Source organism: Acinetobacter sp. WU_MDCI_Abxb74 (assembly GCF_025513915.1).
In the GTDB taxonomy this organism is placed as follows: domain Bacteria; phylum Pseudomonadota; class Gammaproteobacteria; order Pseudomonadales; family Moraxellaceae; genus Acinetobacter; species Acinetobacter calcoaceticus_C.
Window position 1 is genome coordinate 1165233 of sequence record NZ_JAHPRP010000001.1, and the last position, 14204, is coordinate 1179436.

Annotated in this window: 14 protein-coding genes; 12 read left to right on the forward strand and 2 right to left on the reverse strand. The window is 39.6% G+C overall.

Going from position 1 to position 14204, the window contains the following annotated elements; all coding sequences use genetic code 11:
- Window positions 1–15: 15 nt before the first annotated feature.
- The gene (locus tag KTH84_RS05595; RefSeq protein ID WP_133972744.1) at window positions 16–852 is read right to left on the reverse strand and encodes a pyruvate, water dikinase regulatory protein; all 837 of its coding nucleotides are present in this window, start codon (window positions 850–852) and stop codon (window positions 16–18) included.
- 147 nt (window positions 853–999) lie between these two features.
- On the opposite strand from KTH84_RS05595, the gene ppsA reads away from it, so the two are divergent.
- The 12 genes from ppsA (at window position 1000) to alr (ending at window position 13405) form a co-directional block, all read left to right on the forward strand.
- A complete protein-coding gene (gene ppsA, locus KTH84_RS05600) occupies window positions 1000–3387 on the forward strand; it encodes a phosphoenolpyruvate synthase (RefSeq protein ID WP_171253681.1) in 2388 nt (795 codons plus the stop codon).
- 64 nt (window positions 3388–3451) lie between these two features.
- Complete coding sequence (locus KTH84_RS05605; RefSeq protein WP_133972742.1) at window positions 3452–4207, forward strand: RDD family protein; 756 nt, start codon at window positions 3452–3454, stop codon at window positions 4205–4207.
- A gap of 316 nt (window positions 4208–4523) precedes the next feature.
- The gene (gene cyoA, locus KTH84_RS05610) at window positions 4524–5558 is read left to right on the forward strand and encodes a ubiquinol oxidase subunit II (RefSeq protein ID WP_133972740.1); all 1035 of its coding nucleotides are present in this window, start codon (window positions 4524–4526) and stop codon (window positions 5556–5558) included.
- Window positions 5559–5561: 3 nt separating this feature from the next.
- On the forward strand, window positions 5562–7553 hold the full coding sequence (cyoB, locus tag KTH84_RS05615; RefSeq protein ID WP_133972738.1) for a cytochrome o ubiquinol oxidase subunit I: 1992 nt from the start codon (window positions 5562–5564) through the stop codon (window positions 7551–7553).
- 4 nt (window positions 7554–7557) lie between these two features.
- Window positions 7558–8178 (forward strand): cytochrome o ubiquinol oxidase subunit III, encoded by a 621-nt coding sequence (gene cyoC, locus KTH84_RS05620; protein WP_016145819.1) that lies wholly within the window; start codon window positions 7558–7560, stop codon window positions 8176–8178.
- Window positions 8178–8507, forward strand: a complete 330-nt coding sequence (locus KTH84_RS05625) for a cytochrome o ubiquinol oxidase subunit IV (protein WP_133972736.1) — start codon at window positions 8178–8180, stop codon at window positions 8505–8507. The genes cyoC and KTH84_RS05625 overlap by 1 nt, the downstream gene beginning before the upstream one ends.
- Before the next feature lie 10 nt (window positions 8508–8517).
- A complete protein-coding gene (gene cyoE, locus KTH84_RS05630; RefSeq protein WP_202741662.1) occupies window positions 8518–9396 on the forward strand; it encodes a heme o synthase in 879 nt (292 codons plus the stop codon).
- A gap of 184 nt (window positions 9397–9580) precedes the next feature.
- Entirely contained in the window at window positions 9581–9964 is a 384-nt protein-coding gene (gene rpsF, locus KTH84_RS05635; protein ID WP_042897058.1) for a 30S ribosomal protein S6, read from the forward strand.
- 11 nt (window positions 9965–9975) lie between these two features.
- Entirely contained in the window at window positions 9976–10203 is a 228-nt protein-coding gene (gene rpsR, locus KTH84_RS05640; protein WP_004791454.1) for a 30S ribosomal protein S18, read from the forward strand.
- Between the two features lie 8 nt (window positions 10204–10211).
- The gene (rplI, locus tag KTH84_RS05645) at window positions 10212–10658 is read left to right on the forward strand and encodes a 50S ribosomal protein L9 (RefSeq protein WP_004700828.1); all 447 of its coding nucleotides are present in this window, start codon (window positions 10212–10214) and stop codon (window positions 10656–10658) included.
- Between the two features lie 198 nt (window positions 10659–10856).
- Window positions 10857–12302: a replicative DNA helicase gene (gene dnaB, locus KTH84_RS05650; protein WP_042897061.1), complete on the forward strand. Its 1446-nt coding sequence runs from the start codon at window positions 10857–10859 to the stop codon at window positions 12300–12302.
- 32 nt (window positions 12303–12334) lie between these two features.
- Window positions 12335–13405, forward strand: a complete 1071-nt coding sequence (alr, locus tag KTH84_RS05655) for an alanine racemase (RefSeq protein WP_262472376.1) — start codon at window positions 12335–12337, stop codon at window positions 13403–13405.
- Between the two features lie 59 nt (window positions 13406–13464).
- On the opposite strand, the gene KTH84_RS05660 is transcribed toward alr, so the two are convergent.
- A complete protein-coding gene (locus tag KTH84_RS05660; protein ID WP_042897064.1) occupies window positions 13465–14199 on the reverse strand; it encodes a proteasome-type protease in 735 nt (244 codons plus the stop codon).
- Window positions 14200–14204: the final 5 nt, after the last annotated feature.

A 14204-nucleotide genomic window follows, 5' to 3' on the forward strand; every position in this document is an offset into this window, starting at 1 on the left:
AAGCAATTGATTAAATTAACCAATACGACGTTTTAATCCTGTCATTTGTAAAACACGTGTTGAAATTTCTTCAATCGACATTTCAGTCACGTTTAAATATTTAATGCCTTCTGAAATATAGATTCCTTCAATTGCTCTAAGTTCCATTTGGCATTGGCTAAAACTTGCATAACGACTATTAGCTTTACGCTCACTACGAATCGCAACTAATCGCTCAGCATCAATCATTAAACCAAACAATTTACTACGATGTGGTCTTAGTACTGCTGGCAAACGGTTATCGTCCAAATCTTCTTCTGTTAATGGATAGTTTGCAACACGAATACCGAATTGAAGCGATAAGTAAATAGAGGTCGGCGTTTTACCCGAACGAGAAACTCCAATTAAGATTAAATCCGCCTTATCATAATGACGAGTACGTGCTCCATCATCATTATCAAGCGCAAAATGAACAGCATCAATACGGGCTTTATAAGATTCAGAATCGGTTACCGCATGAGTCTGTCCAACCAAAGTTGTCGGCGGGATTCCTAACTCTTGCTCAAGCTTACTGATTAGCCCTTCAAATACATCAAGATTAACTGCTTTAGCCGTATTAATGATTTCTCGTACATGCGGATCAACTAAAGTATCAAATACTAAAGGCAAACAACCATCTTTGGTTTGGCATCGATTAATCTCAACCACAATCTCCATTGCCGCCTCTTCGGTTGCAATATACGGCATGATATGGATATCAAAATCTACATTGGGAAATTGTGCTAATAACGAATGTCCAAGAGTCTCTGCAGTAATTGCAGTTCCATCAGAAATAAAAAAAACGCTTCGCTTAAATTGTTTACTTTCTGACATTAAAATTCTCCTTAAACATTTGTCTTAGTACTATATAATCTTTATAGTAAACTGATCTTACATGACTGTCGCTTAGTATAATTCTCAACTAAGCACTTTATTTTTATAATTTCATGCCAAGATAGACATTAATACTGCAAAAGTGGAGTGAAAACTTTGGAAGCGCGCGTAATCGGTCTAGAAAAATTAGGGAAACACGATGTCGAACTCGTAGGTGGGAAAAACTCATCTTTGGGTGAAATGATCAGCCATTTATCAAATGCTGGTGTATCGGTACCTGGCGGTTTTGCAACTACTGCTGATGCCTATCGTGAGTTCTTAGATCAAAGCGGTCTTAACGCTCGAATTCAAGCAGAACTTGCTCAACTCAATGTTGATGACGTAAATGCTCTTGCAGAAACAGGTGCTAAAATTCGTCAATGGATTGTAGAGACTCCACTCACTGCAACCCTAGAACAAGAAATTCGCGCCGCTTTTACAACACTTTCTAACGGCAACCCAGAAATCGCGGTTGCCGTTCGTTCATCTGCAACTGCTGAAGATTTACCAGATGCTTCATTCGCAGGTCAGCAAGAAACTTTCTTGAATATTCGCGGTATTGATAACGTTCTTATTGCGATTAAAGAAGTATTTGCTTCTTTATATAATGACCGTGCGATTTCTTACCGTGTACATCAAGGTTTTGACCATGACGTCGTTGCACTTTCTGCAGGCGTTCAGCGTATGGTTCGTTCTGAAACTGGCGCTGCGGGTGTAATGTTTACCCTTGATACCGAGTCTGGTTTCCGTGAAGTTGTATTTATTACAGCATCTTATGGTTTAGGTGAAATGGTTGTGCAGGGTGCCGTGAACCCAGATGAATTTTACTTATCTAAACCATTATTAAATGCGGGTAGACATTCAGTTTTACGCCGTAACCTTGGATCAAAACACCAGAAAATGATTTATGGCGAAGAAGGTTCTGCTGGTAAATCGGTTGTCGTTGTTGATGTTGAAAAACAAGAGCGTCAACAATTTGCTTTAAATGATCATGAGTTACAAGAGCTAGCTAAACAAGCGCTTATTATTGAGCAGCACTACGGTGCGCCAATGGATATCGAATGGGCAAAAGATGGCGATGATGGTCAAATCTATATTGTTCAAGCTCGTCCTGAAACGGTAAAAAGCCGTCAAAATGTAGGCACAATGGAACGCTATCTTCTTAAACAAAGAGGTACTGTTCTTTGTGAAGGTCGTTCAATTGGTCAACGTATTGGTTCTGGTAAAGTCCGCATTATTAGCTCAATTAAAGAAATGGACAAAGTTCAAGAAGGCGACGTTCTTGTATCAGATATGACCGACCCTGATTGGGAACCGGTAATGAAGCGTGCTGCAGCAATTATTACTAACCGTGGTGGTCGTACATGTCACGCGGCAATTATCGCACGTGAACTTGGTGTACCCGCTATTGTAGGCTGTGGTAACGCAACAGAAGTATTGACTGATGGTCAAGAAGTAACTGTTTCTTGTGCTGAAGGTGACACTGGCTTCATTTACGAAGGCGCTTTAGATTTTGAAGTTCAACGTAACTCAATTGAATCTATGCCTAAGCTTTCGTTCAAAATTATGATGAACGTAGGTAACCCAGACCGCGCGTTTGACTTTGCTCAAATTCCAAATGAAGGTATTGGTCTTGCTCGTCTTGAGTTCATTATTAACCGTATGATCGGCGTGCACCCTAAAGCCCTGCTCAATATTGATAGTCTACCTCGTGAAACTCGTGCTGCGGTTCTGACTCGTACTGCGGGTTATGCTTCACCTGTAGATTTCTATGTTGAAAAATTGGTTGAAGGTATTGCGACTCTTGCTGCTGCATTCGGTGACAAGCCTGTTATTGTTCGTATGTCTGACTTCAAATCAAATGAATATGCAAACTTGATTGGCGGTAAGTTATACGAGCCTGAAGAAGAAAACCCAATGCTCGGTTTCCGTGGTGCAAGCCGTTATGTATCTGAGAACTTCCGTGACTGTTTCGAATTAGAATGCCGTGCGCTTAAGAAAGCTCGTGATGAAATGGGTCTAACCAATATTCAAATCATGATTCCTTTTGTACGTACTGTATCTGAAGCAAAACGCGTTATTGAGTTACTAGCACAAAATGGCTTGAGACGCGGTGAGAACGGCTTAAAAGTAATCATGATGTGTGAATTACCAACTAACGCCCTATTAGCTGAACAATTCCTCGAGCATTTCGATGGTTTCTCTATCGGTTCGAATGATTTAACTCAGTTAACACTAGGTCTTGACCGTGACTCAGGTATTGTTTCACACCTATTTGATGAACGTGATGCAGCAGTTAAAGCGCTTCTTTCAATGGCGATCCATGCCTGCCGTAAAGCGGGTAAATATGTAGGTATCTGTGGTCAAGGTCCTTCAGACCATCCCGATCTTGCAAAATGGTTAATGGAACAAGGTATTGAGTCTGTCTCTCTTAACCCTGACTCAGTTTTAGATACATGGTTCTTCCTTGCTGAAGAAAAAATCAAGCAAATCTAATATGTTATAAAAAAAGGCCCATCCGTGGGTCTTTTTTCATCTTTAGAACAGAGAATTTTTATTTATGCAAATTTACTTGGCACGTAATAATCAACAAGCTGGGCCTTACACCTTAGAACAAGTAAATCAAATGTTGGCTAGCCAACAAATTTTGTTAACTGATTTAGCTTGGCATGAAGGCATGACAGAGTGGAAAGCTTTAGGAGAATTAACCCAAGGTAAACTTGTATATCAACCTATCGGTTATTCTGCACCTGTCATAAACACGAACAGCTCCCCTAATGAAACTATTCGTCAAATTCGTGTAGAGCCTAAGATTCACGAACTTGCCTCTATTCCATCTCGAGCTTTGGCAAAAATTATTGATTTATTGCTTTGGTTACCAATAGCTGCAATTCCTTCTTTTTTCTTTAATGAATCTCAATATAAGCAATTATTTGAATTGCAAAAACAAATGCAATCAACTGAAGTTGCTTCAACTAAAGCAGCAGAACTACAACACCAGCTTTTCACTTTAATTCCTATAGAAGCTTGGCATTCTATGCTTATTTACGTAGTAATCATGCTTGCAATTCAAGCCTTTCTTTTAACAAAGTTTGGGCAGAGTATAGGTAAGAAAATTGTTGGAATTAAAATTGTAGATGCCGAGAGCAATGGTAAAGTTAATCTAACTCGCATCTTCTTATTAAGAAGCATTGTTTTCATCATACTAAACTTGCTGTTTATGCCTATTAGTACAATTATTGACTATGCTTTTGCATTAGGGCAAAAGCGACAAGCGCTACATGACAAAATTGCAAGAACAAAAGTGATCAAATGATAGCGAATGACTCATTCATTTAAGGTCTAAAAAAAAAGGAGGCACCCCGCCTCCTTTTTCCTATAGAGAGTTGATATTTAAATAAAAGCTTTATATAAAATAGATACCCTACAAAAAAAATCGGGTTTTAAAACAATTATTTCAGCCTGCTTTATGTATAGCTTAGTTTGTCGATATGAGGCATAATGCCCTACAACGTAGCGGTGTCATATAATTGAGAAGTCTAAATTTAAGGATTAGCGTTCTCAATCATGCGACACTTTAATCGCTATCCCATATTTAATTAGGGAATGGGACTCTTCACCGAGGTTGTAAAATGAGACAAACGATTTTAGCTGTATTGTCTTTATCAACGCTTGCCGCACTTTTGACTGGGTGTGGTGGTGATATGGTACTTCTAAACTCTAAAGGTCCAGTTGGTCAAGGTCAAAGTGACCTTATGATGACTGCGATCTATTTAATGTTACTTGTGGTGATTCCTTCAATCATCATGGCATTATGGTTTGGTTGGAAATATCGCGCGTCAAATAAAGATGCAGACTATAAACCTACATGGGCACACTCAACTACAATTGAAGTTGTAGTATGGGGTATCCCTGTCATTATTATTGGTATTTTAGCTTGGTTAACTTGGTGGGGTTCCCACAAGTATGACCCATACCGTCCTTTAGAATCAGATAAAGCTCCTTTAACCATTCAAGTTGTTGCAGAACAGTTTAAGTGGATCTTCATTTATCCTGAACAAAACATTGCAACTGTTAACGAAGTACGTTTCCCTGAAAAAACTCCGTTAAGCTTTAAAATCACCTCTAACTTTACAATGAACTCATTCTTCATTCCACAGTTAGGCGGGCAGATTTATGCAATGGCAGGTATGCAAACTCACCTTCATTTGTTAGCAAATGAAACTGGCGTATATCGTGGTTTCTCTTCTAACTACTCAGGTTACGGTTTCTCTCAAATGCGTTTCAAGGCGCATAGTGTTACAGAGCAACAGTTCAACGAATGGGTAGCAGCTGTAAAAGCAGGTAATGGTTCTACTATTAATCCAGAAGCAGTTCAAAAAACTACGCTTGACCAAGCTGAATTAGCAACCTTACGTGATGGTAACCGCTCTAAGCATCAGATCGAGCATTTAGCAAATCGTGCTAAAGCTGCTGGTGATGAAGAAGCGTTTGCTAAAGCTGAAGCTATGAAACCGTTCCCGACTAAGCCACACCCTGTGACTTATTACTCTTCAGTTGAACCAAAATTGTTTGAAACAATTATCAACCATTATATGAGTAACTATCATGGTGTTGACCACTCTGCTGCGCATGCAACAGCTGAACACGCTGCTCAAGGGGAATAAGACATGGATATGATTTTTGGTAAACTGGGTTGGGACTCTATCCCGACAGAGCCAATCGTGCTTGTCACCATGGTCCTTATGGCACTTGGTGCAATTGTTGTGCTTGGCGGTATCACCTATTTCAAAAAATGGGGATATTTGTGGAATGAGTGGTTTATTACGGTAGACCATAAAAAAATTGGTATCATGTACATTCTTGTATCTGTGGTCATGCTTTTGCGTGGTTTCGCCGATGCAATTATGATGCGTCTACAACTTTTCCTCGCTAAAGGCGGCGGCGAAGGTTATCTACATCCAGACCATTACGACCAGATCTTCACCGCACACGGTGTAATTATGATCTTCTTCGTAGCTATGGGTCTCGTTGTTGGTATGATGAACATTTCTGTACCTTTACAGATTGGTGCTCGTGACGTTGCTTTCCCATTATTGAACTCTTTAAGCTTCTGGTTATTCGCTGGTGCTGCTGGTTTGATGATGCTTTCACTTGTATTAGGTGAGTTTGCTGCGACTGGCTGGATGGCTTACCCTCCTCTGTCTGGCATTCAATATTCTCCTGGTGTAGGTGTTGACTACTATATCTGGGCACTTCAGGTTTCTGGTCTAGGTACGCTTTTATCTGGTGTTAACTTCTTCGTTACCATCATCAAAATGCGTGCACCTGGCATGAAATTGATGGATATGCCTATTTTTACGTGGACTTCACTTTGTACGGCTGTATTAATCATTGCTTCGTTCCCTGTATTAACAGGCACACTTGCAATGTTAACTCTAGACCGTTACTTCGGCTTCCATTTCTTCACAAATGAGCTTGGCGGTAGCCCAATGCTTTATGTGAACTTGATCTGGACATGGGGTCACCCTGAAGTATACATCTTGGTATTACCAGCATTTGGTCTATACTCAGAAATCGTTGCAACCTTCTCTCGTAAAGCGTTGTTCGGTTATAAGTCTATGGTGTATGCAACTATCGCGATTACTGTTCTTGCGTTCGTTGTATGGCTTCACCACTTCTTTACCATGGGTGCTGGTGCGAACGTTAACGCGTTCTTCGGTATCATGACCATGGTTATTGCGATTCCTACTGGTGTGAAAATCTTCTCTTGGTTATTCACCATGTATAAAGGTCGCATCACCTTTACTACTCCAATGTTATGGACTCTTGGCTTCCTTGTAACATTCGGTATCGGTGGTTTAACTGGTGTACTTATGGCTGTTCCACCTGCGGACTTCTTGGTACACAACTCATTATTCTTGATCGCTCACTTCCATAACGTAATTATCGGTGGTGTGGTGTTTGGTATGTTTGCCGGCATCATTTACTACTGGCCAAAAATGTTTGGTTGGAAGCTCAATGAAGCATGGGGTAAAGCTGCGTTCTGGTTCTGGTTCTTCGGTTTCTATTTTGCATTCATGCCACTTTATATCCTTGGTTTCATGGGTATGACTCGTCGTTTGAATACGTATGACAACCCTGAATGGGATCCTTACCTTGCAATTGCATTATTTGGTGCTGTTCTTGTTGCGATTGGTATTGCATGTTTCTTAATGCAAATCATTGTTGGTTTCTTACAACGTAAAGACAACATGGACCTTACAGGTGATCCATGGGATGGTCGTACGCTTGAATGGGCAACCTCTTCCCCTGCTCCGTTCTATAACTTTGCGCATGAACCAGATGCAAGCGGTATTGACCGTTTCTGGACTGACAAAGAAAATGGCGTAGCATACGCACGCAACACTAAATATGAAGACATCCACATGCCGACTGATCGTGCTGCTGGTTTTGTCATTGCAATGTTCATTACGATCCTTGGCTTTGCTCTCATCTGGCATATTTGGTGGCTTGTTGTTGTTTCATTCGTTTCAGCTGTTGTTAGCTTGATCGTAAGCTCATTCACTAAGAATGTTGATTACTACGTTCCAGCTGCTGAAGTTGAGCGTATTGAAAACGAACGCTATGCTTTACTTGAAAAACACTTGAAGAAGGACTAAGGAAATGGCTGAAGTACTTCATCACGACAACCACGGCCACGATGGTCATCATGAACATGATGATACTGATTTAACGGTCTTTGGTTTCTGGACATACTTGATGAGTGACTTGATTCTTTTCGGATCACTCTTCATTGCGTTCGCTGTATTAAGCAGTCATATTCCACCAGGAACTCCAAGTGCATATGACCTATTCCATGACTCATTAGGCTATGTGTTAACTGAAACATTTGCCTTATTGATTTCATCGGTAACTTTCGGTTTTGCTGTACTTGCATCTTATAAAAAGAATGTAAATCAAGTGATCACTTGGTTATTCATTACATTCCTTTTTGGTGCAACGTTCATCGGGATGGAAATCTATGAGTTCCATCACCTTGTACATGAAGGCCATGGTCCAACTCACAGTGCATTCTTATCATCGTTCTTTACTTTGGTTGGTACACACGGTATCCATGTAACTTCTGGTTTAGTGTGGATGTTGGTGTTGATGTATCAAATCAAAACTAAAGGTTTGACATTACCGAATACACGTCGTCTAGCTTGCTTAAGCTTGTTCTGGCACTTCCTTGACATCGTTTGGATCTGTGTATTCAGCGTCGTTTACTTAATGGGAGTTCTCTAATGAGTAGTCATGACCATAATGCCGCAGGTGCGTCACACGGTAACTTTAAGCAATACACTGTTGGATTTGTCCTGTCTGTTATCCTCACCATCATCCCGTTCGGGATGGTGATGGCGGGTGGTTTCAGTCGTGGCATCTTAGTTACAGTAATTGCCATCACTGCTGTTGCTCAGGTTCTTGTACAACTTGTGTATTTCCTACACATGAATACATCATCTGAACAACGCTGGAATATGATCGCATTTATCTACACAATCTTATGTATCGCGGTGCTTTTAATCGGTTCTGTGTGGATTATGAATTACCTTCACTACAATATGATGATCTAAACTGATTGTCATGTTGAAAAAATATCTATTCCTGACTAAACCAGGAATTCTCTTCGGTAATTTCATTACCACCTTGGGCGGCTTTTTCTTAGCCGCCCAAGGCTCTATAGACATCTTATTATTACTACTCACCTTAATTGGAACAACTTTAGTTGTAGCTTCTGGTTGTGTTGTAAATAATGTTATAGACCAAGACATCGATATCAAAATGCAGCGTACACAAAATCGTGCGTTGGTCACAAAAACTATCTCTCCCACTGTTGCACTTATATATGCATTTGTTCTGGGACTTATCGGTTTTAGTATTTTGTGGTTCGGTGTAAATGCTTACGCTTTTTTGTTTGCAATAATTGGTTTTATTGTCTATGTCGGTTTTTATAGTTTGTGGACAAAACGTACCTCAATCCATCAAACCGTAATTGGTAGTATTTCCGGAGCGAGTCCTCCTGTTATTGGTTATACAGCAGTAACTCATCATTTTGATGTAGCCGCCTTACTTTTGTTTTTGGCTTATGCGCTATGGCAAATGCCACATTCATGGGCAATTGCTATTTATCGTTTTGACGATTACAAAAATGCGGGAATCCCCATTCTGCCAGTTGCACGTTCTATTTATCGCACGAAAGTAGAGTGTGTCATTTATATCTTGTTGTTTGCAGCCGTATTGAATGGTTTGTATTGTTTTGGCTATACCAATATATTCTTTCTAGTAACCTTTAATGCATTAACAGCATATTGGTTCTATTTATCAATTATTGGATTTAAAGCTGAAAATGACCAACTTTGGGCTAAACGTTTTTTCCTCTACTCGGTCATATTAATAACCCTGTTAAGTTTAAGCTTTAGTTTCACCTATCAATCTCCTGCTCCAAATCTTCCTCTCTTTTAAATAAGGGAGGATTTCCTCATTAATAGTAAAGAAATTTTACTTTTCTCATCAAAAGATTTGTTTTTAGTCGAACTTTTACCTATAATTCAGCCTTCGCAATTTTTGCGACATAACTTTTAAGTTATGACTCCTTGCTTCTAATTTTTTATTTATTAGGGGCTGTTTAAACCGTAAGGAGCTGACAATGCGTCATTACGAAATCGTACTTTTAGTACACCCAGATCAAAGCGATCAAGTTGTAGGTATGGTTGAACGCTATATCTCTCAGATCAAAGAAGCTGAAGGTCAAATTCACCGTTTAGAAGATTGGGGCCGTCGTCAATTGGCTTACCCAATTAACAAAATTCATAAAGCACACTACATTCTTATGAATGTTGAATGTGGTCAAACTACGCTTGATGAGCTAGAAGAATTATTCCGTTATAATGACGCGATCATTCGTAGCCTTATCATCCGTCGTGAACACGCAATCACTGAAGAGTCATTGCTTGCTAAAAGTGCTGAAGAAAAGCGTGCGCGTAAAGCTCAACGTGAAGAAGCACAGCAAGTTGCTCAAGAAGCTGAATAAGGAGAACATCAATGGCACGTTTTTACCGTCGTCGCAAGTTCTGCCGCTTTACAGCTGAGAATGTTGTGTACATCGACTACAAAGATATCGATACTTTAAAACAGTACATCACTGAAAACGGCAAAATTGTTCCTAGCCGTATCACTGGTACTAAAGCTCGTTATCAACGTCAATTAGCACTTGCTATCAAACAAGCTCGCTATTTGTCTTTGATTCCGTACACTGACAACCATAAGTGAGGTGATCTGTGGACGTTATCTTATTACAACGCATTAAGAACCTTGGTAAATTAGGCGATAAAGTTTCAGTTAAAGCTGGTTATGGCCGTAACTTCCTTATCCCTCAAGGTAAAGCAGTTGCAGCTACTGAAGCTAACACTGCTGCTTTCGAAGCTCGTCGCGCTGAACTTGAAAAGCAAGAAGCTGAAATTTTAGCTGCTGCTCAAGCACGTGCTGAACAATTGAATGAAGTTAACATCGTTATCACTGCTAAAGCTGGTGACGAAGGTAAACTCTTCGGTTCTATCGGTACTCGTGACATCGCTGACGCTTTAACGAATGCTGGTCTTACAGTTGACCGTGCAGAAGTTCGTTTACCGAATGGCGCGCTTCGTCACACTGGTGAATTCAACATCGCAATCCAATTGCATCATGATGTTGTTGCAGAAGTTCTCGTTACTATCGTATCTGAGTAATTTCTCATCAAAAAAAGAGCATGCTTTTGCATGCTCTTTTTTTATGTGCCCTATTTTTAAAATAAGATATATTAATTCCTGATCAGTTCTTTAGTTTAATTGGTTTTTTAATTAGGTAGTTTATTTAGTTTTGTTTTAAGATAGTCTTCGGCCTTACAGGCTATTTGCATACACCTTTCTTTATCATCAGGTCTAATTATGTCTCAGGCGAATGCCACTTCTTTAACTCTTTCATCTCGAACAGAAAATAAAACGAGTGAATCAGGGCAACTTAAAGAGTTTCGCACTCCCCCTCACAATTTAGCCATTGAGCAAGCTGTACTTGCTGCACTAATGACAGTTGCCGAATCGTTCGAGCAAGTTAGTGATATGTTAAAAGAAAATGATTTTTATGCGACCCGTCATAAATATATTTACCGTGCAATCGAAAAATTAGCGCAAGAAAATTCACCTTATGATGCTGTCTTGGTGAATGATTGGCTTTTAAAACAAAATTTACTTGATGCTATTGGTGGCGAAGAATATTTAATGCAGCTTATGGCTGATTCCCCATCAAGTTTCTACAACTTAGAAACGTATGCCACTAAAATTAAAGAGTTCTCTACGCTTCGTAGTATGATTAAAGTTAGTACTGAAATTTTACAAAATGCTTATGACACAAAAGGTCGAGGTGTTAGTGAAATTCTAGATCTAGCAGAAACTAATATTTTCTCTCTAGCCGAACAGCACAATAACAATAAAAAAGATGCAGGTCCTAAATCTATTAGCTCTGTCACCGCAGATGTAATTAGTAAACTTGATGAATTATCAAAACTAGATGGCAATATTACAGGTTTAACCACAGGTTTCTTAGAGCTTGATAATAAAACTTCAGGTATGCAAGCTGGTGACTTAATTATTGTTGCTGCACGTCCATCTATGGGTAAAACCACTTTCGCCATGAATTTGGTTGAAAGCGTTCTACAATATAACAAACTACCCGCTCTGGTATTCTCAATGGAGATGCCAGCGGACTCAATTGCGATGCGTCTTATTTCTGCAATGGGTAAAGTTCACCAAGGACATTTACGTTCGGGGAACTTAGATGCTGATGAATGGACCAAAGTTACTGGCACAATTTTGCAGCTTCAACAAATGCATTTGTATATTGATGACTCATCTGCTCTACCTCCAACGGAACTTCGTGCCCGTGCTCGACGCATTGCCAAAATGCATGATGGTAAAATCGGCTGTATCATGGTCGATTATTTACAGCTCATGAAAGTTCCAGGCATGGGTGATAACCGTGTGGGCGAGATTTCAGAAATTTCACGTAGCTTGAAAGCATTAGCAAAAGAAATGCACTGTCCTGTTATCGCACTTTCCCAGCTCAACCGAAGTCTAGAAAACCGACCAAATAAGCGCCCAGTAATGTCAGACTTACGTGAATCTGGTGCGATCGAGCAGGATGCCGACTTGATTATGTTTATTTACCGTGATGAGGTTTATAACAAAGAGTCGAAAGAAGCTGGTACCGCAGAAATTATTATTGGTAAACAGCGTAACGGTCCAATTGGTTCAGTTCGCCTTGCCTTTGAAGGTCAATATACCCGATTTAGTAATCTCTCTCCTGAGTATTACAGCCAATACGATGATGAAGAATAAACTCTATCTCTAGCCCAAAGGAGTAAATGAGGGTGCGCCAAGCAACAGTTTATATTGATCGCCAAGCGCTTCAATATAATTTAAACCGTGTCAAACAACTCGCAGCAAATTCAAAAATTGTAAGTATGGTGAAAGCTAATGCTTACGGACATGGAATCAAAGACTGTTTAGCAGCCTTAAATGCCTCAGATGCCTTTGGTGTCGCCTGCCTACAAGAAGGCTTAGAAATTCGTAAACTTGGATTTCAGCAACCTGTTACTTTAATTGAAGGGGCATTTTCTGAAGATGAAATGCCTATTGCAATTGAACAAAAATTTGAATGTGTGATTCACCATCAACAGCAGTTTGAATGGCTAATTAAACATAAGCAAGAATACATCGCTCAAGGTTTAAAAGTCTGGGTTAAGCTCAATAGTGGTATGAACCGTTTAGGTTTTAAAGTTACTGAAATTATTGAAGTTATTAAAACTTTAAAAGCTGAAGGCTTTACTTGTGTATTGGCGATGCATTTCGCAAATGCAGATGTGGATCATCCCCTCAATGAGCAACAAAAACAACAATTTTTACAGGTTAAGCAAGCTTGTGACCCAGTTTTAGCGTCTTGCTGTAATTCGGCTGCTATTTATAAATGGCCAGAATTACATTTTGACTATGTTCGTCCCGGCATTATGCTTTACGGCGCTTCGCCTTTTGCAGATAAAACAGTCCATGATCTTGACCTAAAACCAGTTATGACTTTTTCAACAGAAGTGATTGCATTGAATCATATTCAAGCTGGAGAACATGTTGGTTATGGTTCAACCTTCTGTGCACAACAAAAAATGGATATTGCAATAGTTTCTATTGGCTATGGTGACGGATACCCAAGAGCTTATATTAAACAAAACTATGTCACTATTGATAAACAGCTCTGTGCAGTTGTAGGCCGAGTTAGTATGGACATGCTTGCAATTGATGTGACAGGCAAGCAGGTAAAATTAGGCACTCAAGTAGAACTTTGGGGTGAGCACCGCCTAGTGGATGATGTTGCTGATGCAAATGGAACAATAGGATATGAATTGCTCTGCCGCTTAAGTAATCGCCCTACTCGAAAAAGCAGTTAAAAAATAAAATATATATAAAATCCAAGCATGCTTGGATTTTATATTAACTTTTAAGAATTTTATCGCCAGTAATCATCAGTGGGTTTTGGCATTTCCTGTAAACCGCGACGCAAAGTATCTGACCATTGTTTACTAATCTGTGAAAAATACGGATCATCTTCAGTAATTCGTTTACCGACTGGAATAACAAAACTATCTTTATTATAAACTAATGCATCGAGCGGCAAGCCAACAGAAACATTTGAGCGCAAGGTTGAGTCAAAAGAAATTAGGCTACAACGTAATGCATCATCTAATGGCATTGCATAATATAAAGCACGGTCCAAAATAGGTTTGCCATATTTACTCTCACCTATTTGAAAGTAAGGTGTATCTGTAGTTGCGCAAATAAAATTACCTTGCGGGTAGACATTATAAAGCTGCATGTCGCCACCTTTAATCTGTCCACCCACCAAAATACTACAGGCATAATTCATTTGTTCTTGAGTATCTGTACTAATATCTTCTAGAACAGTTTTCAAGGTTTTACCAATTAATTCAGCTGCCTCAAACATAGTATTAACACTATATAAATTAGGCTCTTGCTGCAAAGTGAGCGCATTTTGCAAATGACCTATAACAGCTTGTGTCGTCGCTAAATTACCTGCTGTTTGCAAGGCCATGAAACGCTCTCCAGTAACGCCGAAAGTATGCAATTTTCGGAACACAGAAATATGATCAACTCCTGCATTAGTTCTAGTGTCACTAATAAACACTAAACCTTGTTCCAATCTTAGCGCACAACAATAGGTCATTTCAT